Here is a 19,361-nt window from a genome sequence, read left to right on the forward strand (position 1 = left end):
ATGGTCCGCCGGGGAGTGTTCGCCCCGGCGGACCGTACGAAACGGCACTACGGACTCAGCCGAGCAGTGCGTAGCCTGGCAGCGTCAGGAAGTCGACGAAGTCCTCGGCGAGCGAGACCTGCTCGAAGAGTTCGCGCGCCTGGGCCCACCGGCCCGCCGCGTAGGCCTCGTCCCCGAGTTCGGCCTTGATCGCGGCCAGTTCCTCGGCGACCAGACGGCGGGTCAGCTCGGCGGTGGCCTTCTCACCGGTGTCGGCGAGCACCACGCCGTTGTGGATCCACTGCCAGATCTGCGAGCGGGAGATCTCGGCGGTGGCCGCGTCCTCCATCATGTTGAAGATCCCGACCGCGCCCAGCCCGCGCAGCCAGGCCTCGCAGTAGCGCAGGCCGACGGCGACCGCGTTCTGCAGGCCGGCCTGGGTGCAGGAGCCGCCGGCGCCGGCGATGTCGAGCAGTTCGGCAGCCGTCACCTGCTCCGGGGAGCCGGGGTTCTCCTTCTGGTGGGGCCGCTCGCCGAGCACCGCGTCGAAGCTGGCGCGGGCCACCGGGACCAGGTCGGGGTGGGCCACCCAGGAGCCGTCGAAGCCGCCCGCGGCCTCCCGGTCCTTGTCCGCCTTGACCTTGGCCAGCGCCGCCGCGTTGACCTCGGGGTCCTTGCGGCTGGGGATGAAGGCGGCCATCCCGCCGATCGCGTGGGCGCCGCGCTTGTGGCAGGTCTGCACCAGCAGGCGGGCGTAGGCGGCCATGAACGGCGAGGTCATGCCGACGCTGTTGCGGTCCGGCAGGATGTAGTGCTCGCCGGCGTCGCGGAAGTTCTTGACGATCGAGAAGAGGTAGTCCCAGCGGCCCGCGTTCAGCCCGGCGGCGTGGTCGCGCAGCTCGTAGAGGATCTCCTCCATCTCGAAGGCGGCGGTGATCGTCTCGATCAGCACGGTGGCCCGGATGGTGCCGTGCTCGATGCCGAGCTGGGCCTGCGCGTGGCTGAAGACCTCGTTCCAGAGCCGCGCCTCCAGGTGGCTCTCGGTCTTCGGGAGGTAGAAGTACGGCCCGGAGTTGGGGTCCTCGGGGCCCTTGGCGAGCAGCCGCGCGGCGTTGTGGAAGAAGTAGAGGCCGAAGTCGAACAGCGCGCCGGACACCGGGGTGCCGTCCACCAGCAGGTGGGCCTCGTCCAGGTGCCAGCCGCGCGGGCGGACCACCACGGTGGCGAGTTCGGCGGCGGGCCGCAGCGTGTACGCCTTGCCCTCGGGCGAGGTGAAGTCGATCCGGCCCTCGTAGGCGTCGATCAGGTTGAGCTGGCCGGTGACCACCGAGTGCCAGGTGGGCGAGGTGGCGTCCTCGAAGTCGGCCAGCCAGACCTTGGCCCCGGAGTTGAGGGCGTTGATCACCATCTTGCGGTCGGTGGGCCCGGTGATCTCGACCCGGCGGTCCTGCAGCGCCCGGGGTGCCGGGGCGACCTGCCAGTCCGCGGCGCGGATCTCGGCGGTCCCGGGCAGGAAGTCGAGCGTGCCGGCCCGGGCGATCTCGGCGCGGCGGGTGCGGCGGCGGGCGAGCAGCTCCTGCCGACGGCCCTCGAAGGTCCGATGGAGGCCGACCACGAAGGCGACCGCCTCGGGGGTGAGCACCTCCTCCGCCCGGGCGACGCGCTCCCCCGCGATGGTGACGAGCGGGGCGGCAGCGGTACCTGAGGACGCCTCCGGCCGGAGGGTGGGGGCGGGTCCCTGGTCTGTAGCCATGGGCAGGACACTCCTTGGACGGTAGAACCTGTGTAGGGAGCTCCGATGGGGCTTCCCTCATCTGATCCGACCCACCTACTGGCGAGTTCGATTCTGTAAGGTGGACACTAGTTTCCGCGATACAGAATTTCAACGGTTTGTTGAGGTAGATCGCAGGGACTCTACTCCTCCCCCGACAGCAAAGGGAACGCCGGTGGCCAGCACCCCCGCCCAAGCCTCGACCGGATCCGAGCGCTCCTCCGCAGGGAGCGTGCAGTCCGTCGAACGCGCCTTCCAGCTCCTGGAAGCGCTCGCCGATGCCAACGGCGTCGCCACCCTCAGCGAGCTGTCCACCACCTCGGGCCTGCCGATGCCCACCATCCACCGGCTGGTTCGTACCCTCGCACAGCAGGGATATGTCCGCCAGGACACCGCGCGGCGCTACACGCTCGGCCCCAGACTGATCCGGCTCGGCGAGACGGCCGGGCGGCTGCTGGGTAGTTGGGCCCGCCCCTACCTCGCGGAGCTGATGGAGGCCACCGGCGAGACCGCCAACCTGGCCGTGCTGGAAGGCGGCGAGGTGGTCTACGTCGGCCAGGTCCAGTCCCGCCGCTCGATGCGGATGTTCACCGAGGTCGGCCGCCGGGTCCAGCCGCACTGCACCGGCGTGGGCAAGGCACTGCTCGCCCAGTTGCCCGAGCCCGAGGCCCGCGCCGTGCTCGGCACCCAGCCGCTGCCCGCGCACACCGAGTTCACCGTCACCGACCCCGAGGCCCTGTTCGCGCAGCTGGCCGCCGCCCGCGAGGCCGGCTACGTGGTGGACGACCAGGAGCAGGAGATCGGCGTGCGCTGCATCGCGGTGGCGGTGCCCGGCGCGCCGACACCCACCGCGCTCTCCGTCTCCGGCCCCGAGGCGCGGATCCGCGCCCTGGAGGAGCAGAGCGGCAGTTCGGCCCTGGTCCCGGTGATGAGCCAGATCGCCCAGCGGCTGGGCGCGGTCCTGGCACCCTGAGGTCGGGGGCGCCCGGCCGGTCCTGCCGTCAATCGCGCTTGCCGGCAGGCTTCTTGCCGCCGAGGCGCCGGTCGGCCAGGGCGCAGCACAGGGCCGCCGCCTCGAAACCGAGCGCGACCAGCAGCCCCAGCTTGAAGGCGCCGGCCCAGTCGTGGCCGGCGCCCAGGCGGCCGAAGAAGACCGCGCCGACCACGGCGATGCCGAGCGAGCTGCCCAGGCGCTGGCCGGTCTGCAGGATGCCGCCCGCCGTCCCGGCGCGCGCCACCGGCACATCGGCCAGCGCCAGGCTCTGGTTGGGCGCGATCACCAGGCCGGAGCCGATCCCGGCCACCAGCAGCGGCGCGGCCGTCGCCCACCCCGCACCGTGGCCGGGCACCAGCTGGACGGCGAGGGCGGCCAGCCCCGTCCCGATCAGCACGGCCACCAGCCCCACCAGGATCACCGTGCGCCCGGCCCTGCTCACCCAGCGCCCGCCGACCATCGCCGAGACGGCCGAGCCGAGCGCGAACGGGGTGATCGCCAGGCCCGCCGCCAGCGCGCTGTAGCCCAGACCGCTCTGCAGGTAGAGCGTGAAGATGAAGAAGACCGTGGTGAAGCCGGCGAAGTAGAGCAGGCCGAGCGTGACGCCGAAGGTGTAGCAGCGGATCGCGAAGAGCGACAGGTCCACCAGCGGGGTGCGCCGGCCGCGGGCCGCCACCCGCCGCTCCCAGCCGGCGAAGCCGGCCAGCACGAGCACACCGGTCGGCAGCAGCAGCCACTTGGCCGCGCCGTGCCACTGCTGCTCCTGCACCAGCGGCAGCAGGATCGCCACCAGCCCCAGCGCGAGCAGCAGCACGCCGACCCAGTCGATCCGGCGGGCGGGGCGGCCTCCCGGGGCGAGGCCCGCCCCCGGACCGGCACCCACCCCGGGGCCCGCGCCGCGCGGGATCAGCCGCAGCGCGAGCACGAAGGCCACCACCCCGATCGGCAGGTTCACGAAGAACACCCAGCGCCACCCCGTCTGCTCCCCCGCCGCGTTGATCAGCAGCCCGCCCGCCAGCGGCCCGACCGCGGTGGCCAGCCCGACCGTGGTACCGAAGTAGCCGAACGCCCGGGCCCGCACGGCGCCGGTGAACATCTGCTGGATCAGCCCGGAGATCTGCGGGCCGAGCAGCCCGCCGCCCGCCCCCTGGACCAGGCGGGCGAGCACCAGCACGGTGGCGGTCGGCGCCAGGCCGCAGGCGGCCGAGGCGGCGGTGAACAGGCAGAGCCCGACCAGGAAGACGGTGCGCCGCCCCCACAGATCGCCCAGCACCCCGGCCGGGATCAGCGTCAGGCCGAAGGTGAGCGCGTAGCCGGAGAGCACCCAGGACAGGTCGGCGGAGCTGGCGTGGAGGCCGCGCTCGATCGAGGGCAGCGCCACGTTGACGATCGAGACGTCCAGCAGGGTCATGAAGCCGACCAGCAGGCAGACGGCCAGCGCCTGCCAGCGGCGCCGCTGCTCGGCGCGATCGCCCGCCAGGGGATGGGAACCGCCGTCGACGGCGCCGACGGACGGCTTGGACTCGCTCATCCTCCTTAGCCTGGCCCATCCCGCGGGGTCGGGGCAGCGGCGTTAACCCGTTCGGCCGCGGCGCGCGGCTAACGCACCGCGAGCGCCCACTGGTCGAGGATGAAGCGCCCGGCCCGGTCCAGGGCCGCGTCCGCCTCGTCGAGCGAGCCGGTGAAGGACTGGAACACGTGCGGCACGTCGGCCGTGACGTCCAGGATCACGTCCACGCCGGCCGCCGCCGCGCGGGTCGCCAGCCGGGTCGAGTCGTCCAGCAGCACCTCGTTGCCGCCGACCTGGAGGAGCAGCGCGGGCAGCCCGCCGAGGTCGGCGCAGATCGCCGGGCTCAGCAGCGGCTGCCGCGGGTCCTGGCCGGCCAGGTAGTGCGGGCTCAGGGCCAGCAGCGACTCGCGGGTGAACAGCGGGTCGATCCCGTGCTTGGTCGTCATGCTCTCGCCGCTGCGCGTGCTGTCCGTCGACGGCGAGAAAGCGACCGCCGCGGCCGGCATGGGCAGACCGGCGTCGCGCGCCGCGAGCAGGGTCGTGACGCAGAGCCCGCCGCCGGCCGAGTCGCCCGCCAGCACGATCTGCTCGGGCGCGACCCCGCTCTCCAGCAGGTCGCGGTAGGCGGCGACGCCGTCCTCGACGGCGGCCGGGAACGGGTGCTCCGGGGCGAGCCGGTAGTCGACCGACAGGGCCCGGGCGCCGGTGCGCCGCACGAGCGCGGCGGTGAGGTGCCGGGCGGTGGCGGGCGAGCCGAAGATCCAGCCGCCGCCGTGGAAGTAGAGGATCGTGCCACCGGTGACGCCGGCCTCGGGTTCGAACTGCAGGGCCGGGCGGCCGCCGAGGGTGCTCGGGGCCGAGGTGACGCCGAGCGGCGGCGGGCCGCCCACCATCATCGCCTCGAAGGCCTCGCGCTGTTCCTGGGGCGAGCGGGCGCCGTCGAACCGGGTCGACCGGTAGAAGGCGTCGACGGCGGTGCGCTGTTCCTTGCTCATGGGGGTTCTCCAGCGTCGGGTGGGATGGGATCGGTCGGGTGGGAGATCATGGATCCGCGAGGGGCTGGCCCTCGACGAATAATATTCCATGGAATGTACTTCCTGGGAAGGTGTGATCCGGATGACCGATCCCGCACAGGTGTTCGCCGACCTCGTCCGGTACGAGACCCGGCTCTACAACGCCCTCGGGGAGCGGCTGCGGGCCGAGCACGGACTGACCACGAGCCAGTTCGAGTTCCTGCGGATCATCGGCGGGCGCGAGGACTGCCGGGTCAACGACCTCGCCCACGAGGTCGCGATCACCGTCGGCGCGACCAGCAAGGGGGTCGACCGGCTCGAAGCCGCGGGCTGGGTGAGCCGCCGCCCGAACCCGAGCAACCGCCGCTCCTCCCTGCTCGGCCTGACCGCGGCCGGCGAGCAGTTGCTGGCCGCCGCCACCGCGACCTTCGAGGACGGGCTGCGCAGCTGGCTGACCGAGCCGCTGGGCGCGCAGTCGCTCGACCAGCTGGCCACCACCGTCGCCCTGCTGCGCCAGACCCTGGAGCAGGCGCGGGTGGGCATGCCGACGGGGTGACCAGGCGCTCGGCGTCCGGCCTCGCCTCCTGTCACCCCTTCGGGCGACGGGCGGCCGGTCACGGGTTCGTGCTCGCGGCCTCGGGGTAGGCGCGCAAGCCTGACGAGGGCGGGGAGCCGACGCCCGCCGGCCTGGAAAGGGAGCCGCCATGCCGCACGAGCCGACCACCGATGCCGGGTCCGGGAGGGGCGCAGGAGCAGTCCCCGCCGGGCCGGCCGCCGCCCCCGAGCGGCTGATCCGCACCCAGGTCCCCGCCCGGCTCGACCGGCTGCCCTGGTCGCGGTGGCACTGGCGGATCGTGATCGGCCTGGGCACGGTCTGGATCCTGGACGGCCTCGAGGTCACCATCGTCGGCAACGTCGCCGGGCGGCTGTCGGAGCACGGCAGCGGGCTGGCGATCAGCACCGGCCAGGTCACCACCTGGGCAGCCGCCATCTACGTGGCGGGCGCCTGCTGCGGGGCGCTCTTCTTCGGCCGGCTCACCGACCGGTTCGGCCGCAAGAAGCTCTTCATGCTCACCCTCGTGGTCTACCTCACCGCGACCGCCGTCACCGCGTTCTCCTGGACGGCGTGGTTCTTCTTCCTCTGCCGCTTCTTCACCGGCTTCGGCATCGGCGGCGAGTACGCGGCGATCAACTCGGCCATCGACGAGCTGATCCCGGCCCGGGTGCGCGGGCGGGTCGACCTGATCATCAACGGCAGCTTCTGGGTCGGCGCGGCGATCGGCGCCTTCGCCTCGATCGCGCTGCTGAACACCGCGCTCTTCGCCACGGACATCGGCTGGCGGCTGGCCTTCGCGATCGGCGTGGCCCTGGGCCTGGTGATCCTGCTGGTGCGCCGGCACGTGCCGGAGAGCCCGCGCTGGCTCTTCACCCACGGGCGCGGCGAGGAGGCCGACCAGCTGGTCGACGAGATCGAGCGGACCGTCACCGAGCAGACCGGCGAGCCGCTGCCGGCCCCCGAGGGCTGGGTGACGGTGCGCGAGCAGGGACCGGTCAGCTTCACCACGGTGGCCCGCACGGTCTTCCGCAGCTACCCCAAGCGCACCGTCCTGGGCCTGGCGCTCTTCGTCGGCCAGGCCTTCCTCTACAACTCGGTCACCTTCGGCTACGCGGTGATCCTGACGACCTTCTTCAACGTCCCGCAGGGCGACACCGGTTACTACTTCGCGGTGATCGCGGTGGGCAACTTCTGCGGCCCGCTGCTGCTCGGCCACCTCTTCGACAGCGTGGGCCGCAAGCCGATGATCGCCGGGACCTACCTGCTGTCGGGGGTGCTGCTCTTCGGCACGGCCGCGCTCTTCCAGCAGGGCCTGCTCAACGCCACCACCATGACGGCCTGTTGGGTGGGCGTGCTGTTCTTCGCCTCGGCCGGCGCGAGCGCCGCCTACCTGACGGTGAGCGAGGTCTTCCCGCTGGAGGTGCGGGCGCTGTGCATCGCGTTCTTCTACGCGGTGGGCACCGCGCTGGGCGGCATCACCGGGCCGCTGCTCTTCAACGGCCTGGTGAACAGCGGCAAGCCCGCCGACACCACGCTCGCCTTCTGCATCGGCGCCTCGCTGATGGCGGCGGCCGGGCTGGTGGAGGCGGCGATCGGCGTCCGGGCGGAGCGGCTCTCCCTGGAGGAGTTGGCCGCTCCGCTCTCCGCCGTCCAGGGGCAGGAGGCCGGCGCCGAGGCCTAGCGGTAGACCCGCACGTAGTCCGCCGCGAAGGTGATCGGGGCGGAGCCGCTCGGGCCGGGGTGGTACTGCCCGGCGCTGATCGACAGGTTGAGGATCAGGTTGGCGGACCAGTTGGCCCCGACGCCGGTGTTGTCCGAGTAGACCTTGACCCCGTTCACGTACCAGTCGACGGAGTTGGCGCCGTAGTAGGTGCCGATGGTGACCCACTGGCCGGGCTTCACGTCGGTGGCGTCGGTCAGGTAGTCGTGCGCCGGGTTGACGTGGTTGGTCAGCTCCAGCAGGTTCGGGTTGTCCGGGTGGTACTCGAAGGAGTCGATCTCGCTGCCGCCGTTCGCCCAGGTCCACAGCGCGGGCCAGGCGCCGGGCGCGGAGGGCATCTGCACCCGGGCCTCGGCGTAGTCGCCGGTCTTCACCTTGAAGCCCTGCTGGGTGCCCTCGGTGGTGAGCAGGCCGGTGGTCCAGGCCTGCTTGCCGTTCTCCAGGGTGTGGCTGGAGGGCTGGGCGGTGAAGGTGGCCACACCGTTCGCCACCGAGACGTCGGACGGGTCGAGCCAGTCGAGCTTGTTGTCGTCCGGGTTGTGGGTGCCGTACTTGTACGCGGTGGTGGTGCTGTCGTTCCACTTGGTGGCGTCCAGCGGGCCGTTGAACTCGTCCGACCAGGTCAGCGTCTTGCCGGCGACCGGCGAGCCGCCGGTGGCGGGCGGCGTGCTCGGCGACGGCGAAGGCGCGGGCGTCGGGGCGGGGGCCGGGGTGGAGGTGGGGGTGCCGGCCGCCGAGACCGTGAGGGTCTGCGTGGTCAGGTTGTGCCAGGCACCCGCCTGGTCCTGGAAGAAGCCGAAGATCTGGTACGCACCGGCCGGGAAGCTGCGCGCGCCGGTGGTCAGCGAGAGGCCGCTCGGGCAGATCTGCTGGTTGCCGAGGTTCCCGGGGAAGTCCAGGTTGTTGCCGGCGGCGTCGCGCACCCCGACCCCCACCGTCTTCGCGGTGAAGCAGGAGGCGGCGTGCAGGGTGAGCGCGGCGGTGGTCGAGGCGCCGGCGGTGGCCGTGGCGGGGGCCAGCCGGTCCTGGGTGACCTGGGGCACGGCGGTGCCGGACGTACGGGCCCAGGCATCGGCCTGGCCGACGACGGGCACCGCGAGCAGGCCGAGCGCTCCGACGACGACGCCGAGGCGCAGCGGGGTGGAGGTGGGTATCACGGGGAGTCCTCTTGCGACGCCTACGAGGTGAGCTGTCGGGTTCGGGCCGCAAGATGGCCCGGCCACCGACGGATTCCGGTGGCGGCTTCACCCCTAGCCGGGCGTGCCTGGTGGGCCTGCGGGCGCAGGCGGGCGGGGCACGGCTGGCACTACCTGGGTCCCCCGCTCCTGCCTGGTGCGGTGCTCCGGGGCCGGCCACCGGCAGGCAGGACTCGGCGGTCCCGGGGGCTGGGCCCGCCGCTGGGTGGCGGGCGCCAGCAGGGTAGGCAGATGACATGATCATCATCAATGTCAGGCGAGTCACACCTGTCACACCAGCACCGAAAGCGACGCCATCGCATCACCTGGACCGCCATCCAGTTACATGGACATGAAAAGTCTCTTGGCGTGCTCCCAGCACCTTCCCAGACTTCCTGACGCTCCCCCAGACTGCTTGCCATGCAGACTCTTCTACGCGCGTTGAAGTCGCGTGCCGCCTCCGTGGTCACCGTGAGCATGCTCACCCTGGCCCCCACCGCCGTCTTCGCCGCCGACGCCCACGCGGACGTCAGCGGCTCGATCTGCCAGTCGGCGCTGCCGAGCCAGGCGGACGACACGCTGAACCTGATCGCCCAGGGCGGCCCGTTCCCGTACTCCGAGGACGGCGAGACCTTCCAGAACCGCGAGGGCGTGCTGCCCAGCGAGCCGAACGGCTACTACCAGGAGTACACGGTCGTCACGCCGGGTGCGCCCACCCGCGGCACGCGCAGAATCATCACCGGCGAGGACGGGTCGGACTACTACACCTCCGACCACTACGAGTCGTTCTCGCTGATCGACTTCAGCTGCTGAAACCGGCGCTGAAGCGGACCCCGAAGCGGGTCTGAGCCCGTCGAGCCCCCGTTGAGCCCCGGTCCCCGCAAGCACGCGGGGACCGGGGCTCAGCCGGTGCCGCGCCAGGCCGCCGCGGCGGCCACCCGGCTGTGCACCCGCAGCTTGGCGTAGGCGTGTTCCAGGTGCTTGTCCACGGTGCGGGTGGAGACCGCGAGACGGCGGCCGATCTGCTGGTCCGTCAGGCCGTCCGCGAGCAGGTCCAGCACGGCGGCCTCGCGCGCGGTGAGGTCGGCGGCCGGCGCCCGCGGCGGGGGTGCCAGCCGCTCCAGGGCGTGGGTGAGCCGGGCCCGCAGCAGGGTGGCCGAGGCCAGGTCGGCGTCCGGGAAGTCGCTGCCGGACCGGTTGACGATCAGCGCCACGGTGCGCCGCCCGGCGCTCGTCCAGCCGGCCGGGAAGGCCATCGCCAGCTGGTACTCCGCACCGGCCGGGCCCAGCGCCTCGCCGTAGGTGCCCAGCCGGTGGTACTCGGTCCGGGACTGCAGGTCGCTGCGGCGCAGCGGGACGCCGCTGCCGCCGTTGGTGTGCACGAAGAGCGGGTCCGCCGGGGCGTACCGGAAGAACGCGGCCAGCGTCTGCGGGCTGAACAGCGCCTGCGGCAGGGTGACCGGATGGCGCCCGGTGGGGGTGCGGGTGGACCAGGTGAGGCTGTCCCCCGGCACGGCGCGGAGCAGCACCGGAAACAGCGCCGGCAGCAGGGTCTCCTCGTCGACGGCGTCGATCAGCAGGTCGATCACGGCGCAGATCCGCCGCAAGCCGGCCTCCCCGGACGGAGTCACGCATCGAGCGTGCGCCCACCGGGGAGGCCGGGTCAAGCCGGGCCCCGACAAGCCCGGCTGCGGACCGCCCGCCCAACGAGGCGATCATGTGGGAGAGGAGCAACGGTGACCGGTCGGCTACCGGCTGGCGGCGTAGACGCGGTTGAGCGGGCTCTCGGCGGCCAGCTTCCAGTGGTGCAGGCCGGCGTCGTCGGCGAGGTGGCGCATCGCGTCCTCACCGGCGTGGTTGCCCATCGCCTGCGGCCCGTGCTGGGCCAGCGCGGAGGGCAGGCAGATGGCGACCGAGGCGGAGACCACGGCGCGGCCGATCGGGTTGGCGTTCGCCCGGACGTCGGCCGAGACGTTCGGTTCGACGATCATGCAGGCGCCGTCGGGGGCCAGCGACTGCTCGGCGTGGTGCAGCGCGCTGCCGGGGTCGCCCATGTCGTGCAGGCAGTCGAAGAAGGTGATCAGGTCGTAGCCGTCCCCGGGGAAGTCCTGGGCACCGGCCACCTCGAAGCTGACCCGGTCGGCCAGCCCCTGCTCCTTGGCCAGCTCGTTGGCCGCCTCGATCGAGGGCCGGTGGAAGTCGAAGCCGTGGAAGTGCGAGGCCGGGTAGGCCTTGGCCATCAGCATGGTGGACCAGCCGTAGCCGCAGCCCACGTCGGCGACCTCGGCGCCGGCGGCCAGCTTGCGCTCGGTGCCGTTCATCGCGGGGATCCACTCGGGGACCAGGGCGCCCGCGTAGCCCGGGCGGAAGAACTTGGCGGTCCCGGCGAAGAGCGCGTCGCCGTGCTCCTCCCAGCCCACCCCTCGCCCGGTCCGAAACGCCTCCATCAGCACGTCCTCGGTGCCGTAGAGCGCCTGCATCATGGTGAAGAAGCCGGCCGCGTAGGTCGGCGCACCGGGGTCGGCCAGCACGGCGGCGTGCTCGTCGGGCAGCAGGTAGCCGTCGGTCGCCGGGTCGTACTCCACGTACTCGCCGGCCACCTGCGCGGCCAGCCACTCGCGCAGGTAGCGCTCGTGCAGGCCGGTGCGCTCGGCCAGCTGGGCCACGGTCATCGGTCCGGCGCCGGCCATCGCGCTGTACAGGCCCAGCCGGTCGCCCAGCGAGGTGCACAGCCCGGCCATCGCGGCGGCGCCGTCGGACACCACTCGGCCCAGGAACTCCATCACCTTGTCCTCGTCGACCGCCATCGCGGCCACCTCCTCGGCACTCCCCCTCACTCCAGCAGAGCGCACCCGTCCCGGGCCATACGGGATTCTCCGTACGGCCCGGGACGGGGTGAGGGTGTTGTTGTCAGGTGTGCTGTCAGCTCTGCTGTCAGGTGTGCTGGAGGACCAGTTCGTCCTTGAGCGTGGCGCGGATCTGGTCGCGCAGCTCCTGGGTGTCCTGGTGGCCGTGGACCGAGACCGCGTGTTCGGCGGCGGCGCGCACGACCTCCTCCTCCTCGCCGGAGATGGCCAGGGTGCAGTTCATCTCGCTCGGGTACTCCCGGCAGTCGACAACCTTGCGCATGATCGACCTCCCGACCAGCCACGGTGCCCCACCCGTCGGCCGGCCACCCGCTGGCCGGAGGACCGGCGGGCGGTGGCACGGGGCGTGTCGCGGAACCATTGTCCCTCCATGCCGCGGGTCGGATAGCTTTGGGAGCGCACCAATGCCCCGGCCAAGCTCCCCGGATCACAGACGAGGACCTCCACCAGCATGACCGAGACCGCTGCCCTGCCCGGCTTCGCCGGCCGGACGTACCTCTTCCAGGTCGACAACGGCGCCGCCTTCCGCAACGCCTACTCGGCCGACGGCACGCGGCTTCGCTGGGAGGGGCTCGGCGAGTCGGCCGGCCAGTGGGAGGACGTGTCACTGCACGTCGCACTGGTCGCCCCCGACGTCTACTTCGTCAGCTGGACCGAGCGCAGCGGCCTGACGGTCAGCCATGTGATGGACCTGGTGACGATGACGGTGCGCGCCTTCTGGACCTACGAGGGCGAGGGCGGCCGGGTCGGCGAGCTGCACACCGGCACGCTGGAGCCGCTGGCCTGACCCCGCGACACCCGCGACACCCGCGACACCCGAGCCGACCTGGCCCCGCCGGACTCCTCCGGCGGGGCCGGTTGCGTCCGGAGCCGTTGCCGGCAGCGCTCGGTGCGCGTTCCGCGGCCCGCCTGACGCGGCCTGCCTGACACCGCCTCGGCGGACGCCGCGTCAGCCCGTCGCCCCACCTCGGCCCGTGGCGCCGTCTCAGCCCGTGGCGCCGTCGAAGAGCCGCAGCCCCGCCGTGAGCTCGCGCAGGCAGCGCGCGGCGAGCGGGCCCGGCGCAGCCGGGCCCTCGGCCGGCTCCGGGGCCGCCGCCCAGCTCTCCAGCGCGACCCGGATCGCGGCGGTGGCGGCCGCCGCCACCAGCCGCACCTCCAGCGGGTCGACACCCGCGCCGCAGCGTTCGGCCAGGATCGGGACCAGCGCGTCCTCGGAGTCCTGGTGCACCGCCTGCCAGATCCGGCGCAGTCCCGGATCGGTGAGCAGCGCGCGCGTCCAGCGCAGCGCCTCGGCGGCCCGCGCGTCGGCCGGCGTGAGCGCCTCCACCGCCGCCCGTTCCAGCACCTCGGGCACCGCGAGCCCCGCCGGCGCGGCGGTGATCGATGCCAGCCAGCGCTGCCCGCCGGCCGCGAGCAGCGGGGCGACGGCCTCCTCCTTGGTCCGGAAGTACCGGTAGAAGGTGCGCAGCGCGACGCCCGAGGCGCGCGCGATCTCCTCGGCGCTGGTGGCCTCGGCGCCGCGCTCGGCGAAGAGGGCGGCGGCCGTGGTGGCGATCTCCAGCTGGGTGGCGGCCCGTCGGCGGTCGGTGAGCGAGGGCCGGTCGGCCGGCGCTGCCTGCTCGGTCGGGGCGGGTCGGTCGGTCATGCCCCCACGCTACGCCACACCCGGCCCATATGGCATGCCATGACGAAGTGGCACAATGTGCCATCTCGGCGTACCGTGACTCGGGTGGCCGCGGGCAGCGGTCGCCGCACCTGAACAGCCCTGAGATCGGAGCACCCCCATGCAGCGCTTCACCGGCCGTCGCGTCCTGATCACCGGCGCCGGCTCCGGCATCGGCCGGGCCACCGCCCACCGCCTGCTCGCCGAGGGCGCCCGCGTCGTCGCGGTGGACGTCAACGAGGCCGGCCTGCGCGAGACCGCCGAGCGGGCCGCCGCCGAGGGCACCGCCGAGCGGCTGACCACCGCCGTCCTGGACATCTCCGAGGAGGAGTCGGTCCGTGCCGGGGTGGCCGCCGCCGTGCGGGCCCTGGGCGGCCTGGACGTGCTGGTCAACGCCGCCGGCATCCTGCGCTCCTCGCACACCCACGAGACCAGCCTGGAGTTCTGGAACACCCTGCTGAAGGTCAACCTGACCGGCACCTTCCTGATGACCCGCGAGGCGCTGCCCGCGCTGCTCGCCTCGGACTCCGGCGTGGTGGTCAACTTCAGCTCCACCTCGGCGAGCTTCGCCCACCCGTACATGGCCGCCTACGCCGCGACCAAGGGCGGCATCCAGTCCTTCACCCACGCGATCGCGCAGGAGTACAGCAAGCAGGGGCTGCGCGCGGTCTGCGTGGCGCCGGGCAGCATCGACAGCGGCATGACCAACAATCCGGGCCTGCCCACGGACGCCGACTTCAGCCTGCTGGCCAAGCTCGCGCCCGCCCTCGGCGCCGGCTTCGCGGGCCCGGAGACGGTGGCCGGGGTGATCGCGATGCTGGCGAGCGAGGACGGCGCGTTCGTCACCGGCACCGAGATCCGGATCGACGGCGGCACCCACATGTAGGTAGCACCCGGTGCCGCCCGGCCGCGGGTCAGCCCCGCCAGTGGGCCGCGAAGGCGCGGGCCGGGTTGTGGCGCAGGATCAGCTCGGTCTGCTCCTCCCCCAGCTCCCGCAGCAGCCGCGGGCGCAGGCCGGTGAGCAGGAACGGCATGCCCGGACCCTCGGCCGTGGAGCGGGCACTGGCCACCACGGTGTCGCCGCCCAGCAGCAGCCGGTCGCCGTGCCCGGCCCCGGCCAGCTCGGCCAGCGTCTCCAGCAGCCGCCAGTCGGTGGCGTGGTTGACCCGGGACGGTCCGTCGAACGCCAGGTAGGCGCCGGTGGCCGCGAGGTCCCGGTGCAGCAGCGGGTCCGGGAACCGGTTGAGGTGGCCGAGCACCACGGCGGCCGGCGGCACGCCGAGGCGGTCGCAGAGCAGCTCCACCACGTCGGCCGCGCCGGTGCCCAGCTCGTGGTGGACCGCGATCGGGGCGCCGGTGGCGTGGTGCGCGTCGGCGGCCGCGGTCATCGTGCGGCGGGCGTGCTCGTCCAGGCCGTGGTAGCCGCCGGCCACCTTGATCAGGCCGGCCCGGGGGCCGGGGCGGTCCGTCGGAGCGTGGGCGGCGATGCCCTCGGTCAGCTCGGCGACGAAGAGGTCGGCGAGGGTGTCCAGCGGCGGGAGCTGCGCGTAGTGCGCCGCCTGGTGCAGGCCGGTGGCCGCGACCAGGTGCACACCGCTCTCGGCGGCCAGCCGCACCAGCTGGTCGGGCCGGCCGCCCAGCCCGTGCGGCGTCCACTGGATCACCGCCTGCCCGCCCGCCGCCCGGAAGGCCGCCAGCTCGGCCGCCGCGGCCACCGGATCGTCCAGCTCCTGCCCCGGCAGCCGGACGCTGCGGAAGAAGAGGTGGTCGTGCGCGTCGCAGACCCCGAGCTCGGCCGGGTCCAGATCGCCGAGGACGGTGCGGACCTTCGCCGCCGTGCCGGCCGGTCGGGTGCTCATGCGGCGGCCGCCTCGTCCAGCGCGGCGAAGGCGGCAGCCGCCACCCGCAGGGCCGCCAGCGCCTTGGGGGTGCCGATGTAGGGGGCGAGGTGGACGAAGACCTCGACCACCTGCTGCCGGGTCAGCCCGACCCGCAGGCTGCTGCGGATGTGCCCGGCGAGCTGCGGGTCCACCCCGCCGAGGGTGGCCAGCGCGGCCAGGTTGAGCAGTTGGCGGTCCCGGTGCTCCAGGCCCGCGCGCTGGTAGGTGCCGCCGAAGAGGCTGGTCACGATCCAGTCCGCGAAGCCGGGTGCGAGCTGCTCCAGCGCAGGGAGCGCCGCCTGCTGGGTCGGGCGGTCCTGCAGCTCGTCCAGCAGGCGGTAGCCGGCCGAGCGGTCGACGACGGCGCGGGCCAACTGGTCGGCCAGGGCGGTGGTTTCGGTGTCGTTCACGGGGACGTCTCCAGGCGTGGTCGGGTCGCGGCAGTCATCTGACGGTTCGTCACCAGTGCTGCCCGCGCGGCAGCTCGGACAGCTCGGGCCGACTGAGGTGCAGAACCTGGTAGCGCTCGCCGTGCCCGGGGCCGGGCGGCTCGCTCCAGAGGGTGAAGGTGACCAGCTCCCAGCGGTCCGGGTCGACGGCCAGTGCGGTGGTGTGCACGCCCGCCAGGCCGGTCGGCAGCGCGGCGCGGGCCCGCTCGATCTCGGCGGCCGGGTCGGCGTCGGGCGCGAGCGGTTCGAGCAGCCGGGTGGCGGCGATCGCCTCGCCGGCTCGCGCCGGACCGTCCTCGACGGCCAGGCCCAGCCAGGAGCGGACCCGCGGCCGGCCGAAGTCCCGGCTCAGGCCCTGAAAACCGGGGCCCCGGAGAAAGCGGTTCATCCCCCGCACGGCCCGCCAAAGGTAGAAGGGCGCGTACTGATTCACCGGCGACTCCGCCCGCCCGCGCTCGCGCACCAGATAGGCCTTCACCGCCAAGTCCGGGAAGTCGTCCAGCAGGTGGCCGCGCTCCGCGACCCGGCGGCGAATGATGTCCATGTCGTAGTCGGCCGGCAACGTGATCTCGTACTGCATCGCATGCATCGTGGCTCCCCTGTCCGTTATGCGGGTACGACCGATATCGGGCGGGCGGACCCGGCGCGACGTGCGGATCCGTCGCTGCATGATCTCCCGCGGGACTTAATGTACATACTAGTAGGTACATTCGCTACTCATTAATGAACAAAAGACTGGACAGGGACATGCAGACACGGGATAGTTGCCCCGGAATAGGTGAATCTTCATGCGTTGTTACGGGTCCGACGGGCGATTGTTCTTCGATTCCAAGGCGCATGCGGACGCGGACTTCTGCTCCGCCTCTCCCCCCACCGGACCGCCGCCCGCCCGCACCCCCACGCGGGCGGGCGGCTCCCTGTCCGGCGGGCCGCGCCGGGCGCACCGCCGTCAGAGCCGCCGCTCCGGTCCGTACAGCCCCTGCAACGCCCCGACCAGGGCGTCGAGGGCCGCCGGGTACGCGTGCGCGGGCGGGGTCGCGTAGCCGACCACCAGCGCGGTCGGCGTGCCGGCCGCCGCCGGACCGCGCAGGTAGTCGCTCAGCGGTCGGAGCAGCACCGAGGCCCGGCGGAGCACGGCGGCGATCTCCCGTTCGTCCCGGTCCGGCTGCGGCGGCAGTTGCAGGAGCGCGTGCAGGCCGGCCTCCATCCCGGTCAGCCGGGCGCGCGGCAGCCGCTCGGCGACGGCCGCGGCCAGCGCGTCGCGCCGGCGGCGGTAGCTCCTGCGCATGGTCCGCAGATGGTGGTCGAAGGCGCCGGAGCCGATCAGGTCGGCCAGGGCCAGCTGCTCCAGCGTGGAGGTCTGCCGGTCCGCCAGCCGCTTGGCCGCCGTCAGCGGCTCCAACAGCGGTGGCGGGCAGGCGATCCAGCCCAGCCGGACCGCCGGGCCCAGCGACTTGCTGAGCGAGCCGGCGTAGACGACACGGTCCGGGCGGCGGCCCTGCAGCGCCCCCACCGGGCGGCGGGCGATCGGGGTCCGGCCGGCCGGGGGCTGCGGGAGGAACTCGCCGTCGTAGTCGTCCTCCACGATCCAGCCCCCGCACTCCTCGGCCCAGGCCAGCAGCGCCGCCCGGCGGCCGGGCGAGAGGCCGACGCCGAGCGGGAACTGGTGCGCCGGTGTGCAGAGCACCGCCCGCACGGCGCTGCCGGACAGCGCGTCGACCCGCAGGCCCTGGTCGTCGACCGGGAGGTCGAGCACCGGCAGCCGGGCCGCGACGGTCGCCAGGTGATCGGGCATCCCGGGGTTCTCCATGCCCACGGCCGGCACACCGGTCTCCGCGAACGCGGCGGTGAGCAGGCCGAGCGCCTGGGCGAAGCCGGAGCAGATCACCAGGTGCTCCGGGGCGACCCGGACCCCGCGCACCCGCCCGAGGTAGCCGGCCAGCGCGGTGCGCAGCTCGATCCGGCCGCGCGGGTCGCCGTAGCCGAACGCCTCGGCGGGCGCCTCGTGGATCGCCCGGCGCAGCGCGCGGGCCCAGGCGACGCGGGGGAAGGCGGAGACGTCGGGGCGCCCCGGGCTCAGGTCGTGGCGGAACCCGGGTGCGGCGGCGGGCGGACCCGCGGGCGGCCGCGGGTCGGGCCCGGCGTCCTCGGCGACCCGGGTGCCGGCCTTGGTACGGGCGGTGAGCCAGCCTTCGGCGATCAGCTGCTCGTAGGCCTGGCTCACCGTGCCGCGGGAGAGGCCGAGTTGCTCGGCCAGGTGCCGGGTGGCGGGCAGCCGGGCGCCGGGCGCGAGGCGGCCCTGGCGGATCGCGGTGCGCAGCGCCTCCTCGACGGACCGGCGGCGGCTGCCCCGGGCGCCGGGCGGGCCGGTGTCGACCAGCTCGATCAGCAGGTCGAGGCCGGGCACGGGCTCATCCGGGGGTGTGGCTGGAGGCACGGGATTGGCTCACTTCGCGGGGGTGTTTTTGGTCCATGATGATGGTCCTTTCTGCTTCTAGTTTGAGCAGGTGACCACACATCGGACCGCCGACCCGGGGGAACTCGGCACCACCGGCGCCCCCGCCGCCTCCAGCGCCGCTGCCACTCCCGGTCTGTCGCGGCCCTTGGTGCTGCTGCTCGCCACGGCCTGCGGGCTGGTGGTGGCGAACAACTACTACGCCCAGCCCCTGCTGCCCGCGCTGGCCGGCAGCCTGCGGGTCTCCAGCGGCGTGGCCGGGCTCTGCATCACGCTGAACCAGCTCGGTTACGCGCTGGGCCTGGTCTTCCTGGTGCCGCTCGGCGACCTGCTGGCCCCGCGCCGACTGGTCGTCACCATGCTCGCCGTGGACACCCTGGCGCTGGCCTCGGCCGCGCTGGCCCCCGGCGCGGGCAGCCTGCTGGCCGCGCTGGCCGTGGTCGGGCTGACCGGCTCGGCCGCCAGCGTGCTGATCCCGCTCGCCACCTCGCTGGCCCGCGAGGACCAGCGCGGCCGGGTGGTCGGCATCCTGATGACCGGCCTGCTGCTGGGGGTGCTGCTGGCCAGGACCGCCTCCGGCGCGCTCGACCAACTGGCCGGCTGGCGCGCGGTCTACGGCCTCGCGGCGGCGGCCACCGGGCTGCTCGCGCTGGCCCTGCGGCTGCGCCTGCCGAAACTGCCGGCCCGCCAGGGGCAGAGCTATCCGCGCCTGCTCGCCTCGGTCGCCACCCTGGTGCGCACCGAGCCGCTGCTGCGCAGCCGGATGGCCAGCGGGGCACTCGCCTTCGGCTGCTTCCAACTCCTCTGGACCGGCCTGCCGTTCCTGCTCAGCGACCGTCCGTACCACTACTCGGCCGCCACCATCGGCCTGTTCGGCCTGCTCGGCGCCGCCGGTGCGCTCGGGGCCCGGCCCATCGGGCGGCTGCAGGACCGCGGGTCGGCGCACCCCGCCACCGGGCTGCTGCTGCTCACCCTCGCGTTCGCCTGGGCCGCGCTGGCCGGCGGCCACCACCTGCTCCCGCTGATCGCCGGGATCCTGCTGCTGGACGTCGGGGCCCAGGGCCTCAACGTGCTCAACCAGGCGCGGATCTACACGTTCCCAGTGGCGCTGCGGTCGCGGGTCACCACCGCCTACATGACCGCCTACTTCCTCGGCGGCGCGGTCGGCGCCACCGCCGCCGCGACGCTGTACGCCGCGGCCGGATGGCTCGGCAGCTGCCTGACCGGGCTGGGGCTCACGGCGGTGGCCGGCGCGCTCTGGCTGGGCGACCGGCGGGCCGCGAACTGACCACTCACCCCACCCCGTTCCACCGTCTGCTCATCGGAGAT

19 protein-coding genes and 1 riboswitch are annotated in these 19,361 nt (G+C 73.6%); of the genes, 7 read left to right on the plus strand and 12 right to left on the minus strand.

Annotated elements, in window-relative coordinates; all coding sequences use genetic code 11:
• Positions 1–55: 55 nt before the first annotated feature.
• Entirely contained in the window at positions 56–1,732 is a 1,677-nt protein-coding gene (aceB, locus tag OG294_RS08730; RefSeq protein WP_327065859.1) for a malate synthase A, read from the minus strand.
• Between the two features lie 193 nt (positions 1,733–1,925).
• Here aceB and OG294_RS08735 point away from each other — a divergent pair, with 193 nt between their 5' ends.
• Positions 1,926–2,723 (plus strand): IclR family transcriptional regulator, encoded by a 798-nt coding sequence (locus OG294_RS08735; protein ID WP_327065860.1) that lies wholly within the window; start codon positions 1,926–1,928, stop codon positions 2,721–2,723.
• A 28-nt stretch (positions 2,724–2,751) separates the two neighbouring features.
• Here the strand turns inward: OG294_RS08735 and OG294_RS08740 are convergent, their stop codons facing one another.
• Together OG294_RS08740 and OG294_RS08745 are read right to left on the minus strand one after the other, a co-directional pair.
• A complete protein-coding gene (locus OG294_RS08740) occupies positions 2,752–4,275 on the minus strand; it encodes an MFS transporter (RefSeq protein ID WP_327065861.1) in 1,524 nt (507 codons plus the stop codon).
• A gap of 68 nt (positions 4,276–4,343) precedes the next feature.
• Positions 4,344–5,249 (minus strand): alpha/beta hydrolase, encoded by a 906-nt coding sequence (locus tag OG294_RS08745; protein ID WP_327065862.1) that lies wholly within the window; start codon positions 5,247–5,249, stop codon positions 4,344–4,346.
• A gap of 121 nt (positions 5,250–5,370) precedes the next feature.
• Here OG294_RS08745 and OG294_RS08750 point away from each other — a divergent pair, with 121 nt between their 5' ends.
• The gene (locus tag OG294_RS08750) at positions 5,371–5,823 is read left to right on the plus strand and encodes a MarR family winged helix-turn-helix transcriptional regulator (protein ID WP_327065863.1); all 453 of its coding nucleotides are present in this window, start codon (positions 5,371–5,373) and stop codon (positions 5,821–5,823) included.
• 148 nt (positions 5,824–5,971) lie between these two features.
• The gene (locus OG294_RS08755; RefSeq protein WP_327065864.1) at positions 5,972–7,504 is read left to right on the plus strand and encodes an MFS transporter; all 1,533 of its coding nucleotides are present in this window, start codon (positions 5,972–5,974) and stop codon (positions 7,502–7,504) included.
• On the opposite strand, the gene OG294_RS08760 is transcribed toward OG294_RS08755, so the two are convergent.
• Entirely contained in the window at positions 7,501–8,700 is a 1,200-nt protein-coding gene (locus tag OG294_RS08760) for a glycoside hydrolase family 16 protein (protein WP_327065865.1), read from the minus strand. The genes OG294_RS08755 and OG294_RS08760 overlap by 4 nt on opposite strands.
• A gap of 3 nt (positions 8,701–8,703) precedes the next feature.
• A riboswitch (cyclic di-AMP (ydaO/yuaA leader) is annotated at positions 8,704–8,835 on the minus strand.
• A 303-nt stretch (positions 8,836–9,138) separates the two neighbouring features.
• Between OG294_RS08760 and OG294_RS08765 the strand changes: the two genes are divergently transcribed.
• Positions 9,139–9,531: a ribonuclease domain-containing protein gene (locus OG294_RS08765; protein ID WP_442789125.1), complete on the plus strand. Its 393-nt coding sequence runs from the start codon at positions 9,139–9,141 to the stop codon at positions 9,529–9,531.
• A gap of 89 nt (positions 9,532–9,620) precedes the next feature.
• Here OG294_RS08765 and OG294_RS08770 read toward each other — a convergent pair whose 3' ends face one another.
• The 3 genes from OG294_RS08770 to OG294_RS08780 form a co-directional block, all read right to left on the minus strand.
• A complete protein-coding gene (locus tag OG294_RS08770; protein ID WP_327065866.1) occupies positions 9,621–10,349 on the minus strand; it encodes a helix-turn-helix transcriptional regulator in 729 nt (242 codons plus the stop codon).
• 117 nt (positions 10,350–10,466) lie between these two features.
• A complete protein-coding gene (locus OG294_RS08775) occupies positions 10,467–11,525 on the minus strand; it encodes a class I SAM-dependent methyltransferase (protein ID WP_327065867.1) in 1,059 nt (352 codons plus the stop codon).
• A 127-nt stretch (positions 11,526–11,652) separates the two neighbouring features.
• On the minus strand, positions 11,653–11,847 hold the full coding sequence (locus OG294_RS08780) for a DUF1059 domain-containing protein (protein ID WP_327065868.1): 195 nt from the start codon (positions 11,845–11,847) through the stop codon (positions 11,653–11,655).
• A gap of 189 nt (positions 11,848–12,036) precedes the next feature.
• Here OG294_RS08780 and OG294_RS08785 point away from each other — a divergent pair, with 189 nt between their 5' ends.
• Positions 12,037–12,372 carry a MoaF-related domain-containing protein gene (locus OG294_RS08785; protein ID WP_327065869.1) on the plus strand — a complete coding sequence of 112 codons (336 nt, stop codon included), beginning with the start codon at positions 12,037–12,039 and terminating at the stop codon, positions 12,370–12,372.
• Between the two features lie 198 nt (positions 12,373–12,570).
• Here the strand turns inward: OG294_RS08785 and OG294_RS08790 are convergent, their stop codons facing one another.
• Positions 12,571–13,230: a TetR family transcriptional regulator gene (locus tag OG294_RS08790; RefSeq protein WP_327065870.1), complete on the minus strand. Its 660-nt coding sequence runs from the start codon at positions 13,228–13,230 to the stop codon at positions 12,571–12,573.
• 139 nt (positions 13,231–13,369) lie between these two features.
• Between OG294_RS08790 and OG294_RS08795 the strand changes: the two genes are divergently transcribed.
• Entirely contained in the window at positions 13,370–14,134 is a 765-nt protein-coding gene (locus OG294_RS08795) for an SDR family NAD(P)-dependent oxidoreductase (protein ID WP_327065871.1), read from the plus strand.
• 28 nt (positions 14,135–14,162) lie between these two features.
• On the opposite strand, the gene OG294_RS08800 is transcribed toward OG294_RS08795, so the two are convergent.
• From OG294_RS08800 to pdxR, 4 genes are all read right to left on the minus strand, one after another.
• Entirely contained in the window at positions 14,163–15,107 is a 945-nt protein-coding gene (locus OG294_RS08800; RefSeq protein ID WP_327065872.1) for a phosphotriesterase family protein, read from the minus strand.
• Entirely contained in the window at positions 15,104–15,538 is a 435-nt protein-coding gene (locus tag OG294_RS08805; protein WP_327065873.1) for a carboxymuconolactone decarboxylase family protein, read from the minus strand. The genes OG294_RS08800 and OG294_RS08805 overlap by 4 nt, the downstream gene beginning before the upstream one ends.
• Positions 15,539–15,587: 49 nt before the next feature.
• Positions 15,588–16,166 (minus strand): DUF4865 family protein, encoded by a 579-nt coding sequence (locus OG294_RS08810; protein ID WP_327065874.1) that lies wholly within the window; start codon positions 16,164–16,166, stop codon positions 15,588–15,590.
• 360 nt (positions 16,167–16,526) lie between these two features.
• The gene (gene pdxR, locus OG294_RS08815; RefSeq protein WP_327065875.1) at positions 16,527–17,984 is read right to left on the minus strand and encodes a MocR-like pyridoxine biosynthesis transcription factor PdxR; all 1,458 of its coding nucleotides are present in this window, start codon (positions 17,982–17,984) and stop codon (positions 16,527–16,529) included.
• A 100-nt stretch (positions 17,985–18,084) separates the two neighbouring features.
• Here pdxR and OG294_RS08820 point away from each other — a divergent pair, with 100 nt between their 5' ends.
• Complete coding sequence (locus tag OG294_RS08820) at positions 18,085–19,320, plus strand: MFS transporter (RefSeq protein ID WP_327065876.1); 1,236 nt, start codon at positions 18,085–18,087, stop codon at positions 19,318–19,320.
• The last annotated feature ends 41 nt before the right edge of the window (positions 19,321–19,361 follow it).

The organism is Kitasatospora sp. NBC_01302 (assembly GCF_035976515.1).
Taxonomy (GTDB): domain Bacteria; phylum Actinomycetota; class Actinomycetes; order Streptomycetales; family Streptomycetaceae; genus Kitasatospora.

Bases quoted from the DNA above. Each gene is read 5' to 3' on its own strand.
- aceB (WP_327065859.1), bottom strand. From the start codon at position 1,732: ATGGCTACAGACCAGGGACCCGCCCCCACCCTCCGGCCGGAGGCGTCC.
- OG294_RS08740 (WP_327065861.1), bottom strand. From the start codon at position 4,275: ATGAGCGAGTCCAAGCCGTCCGTCGGCGCCGTCGACGGCGGTTCCCAT.
- OG294_RS08745 (WP_327065862.1), bottom strand. From the start codon at position 5,249: ATGAGCAAGGAACAGCGCACCGCCGTCGACGCCTTCTACCGGTCGACC.
- OG294_RS08750 (WP_327065863.1), top strand. From the start codon at position 5,371: ATGACCGATCCCGCACAGGTGTTCGCCGACCTCGTCCGGTACGAGACC.
- OG294_RS08755 (WP_327065864.1), top strand. From the start codon at position 5,972: ATGCCGCACGAGCCGACCACCGATGCCGGGTCCGGGAGGGGCGCAGGA.
- OG294_RS08765 (WP_442789125.1), top strand. From the start codon at position 9,139: ATGCAGACTCTTCTACGCGCGTTGAAGTCGCGTGCCGCCTCCGTGGTC.
- OG294_RS08775 (WP_327065867.1), bottom strand. From the start codon at position 11,525: ATGGCGGTCGACGAGGACAAGGTGATGGAGTTCCTGGGCCGAGTGGTG.
- OG294_RS08780 (WP_327065868.1), bottom strand. From the start codon at position 11,847: ATGCGCAAGGTTGTCGACTGCCGGGAGTACCCGAGCGAGATGAACTGC.
- OG294_RS08785 (WP_327065869.1), top strand. From the start codon at position 12,037: ATGACCGAGACCGCTGCCCTGCCCGGCTTCGCCGGCCGGACGTACCTC.
- OG294_RS08790 (WP_327065870.1), bottom strand. From the start codon at position 13,230: ATGACCGACCGACCCGCCCCGACCGAGCAGGCAGCGCCGGCCGACCGG.
- OG294_RS08795 (WP_327065871.1), top strand. From the start codon at position 13,370: ATGCAGCGCTTCACCGGCCGTCGCGTCCTGATCACCGGCGCCGGCTCC.
- OG294_RS08800 (WP_327065872.1), bottom strand. From the start codon at position 15,107: ATGAGCACCCGACCGGCCGGCACGGCGGCGAAGGTCCGCACCGTCCTC.
- OG294_RS08810 (WP_327065874.1), bottom strand. From the start codon at position 16,166: ATGCATGCGATGCAGTACGAGATCACGTTGCCGGCCGACTACGACATG.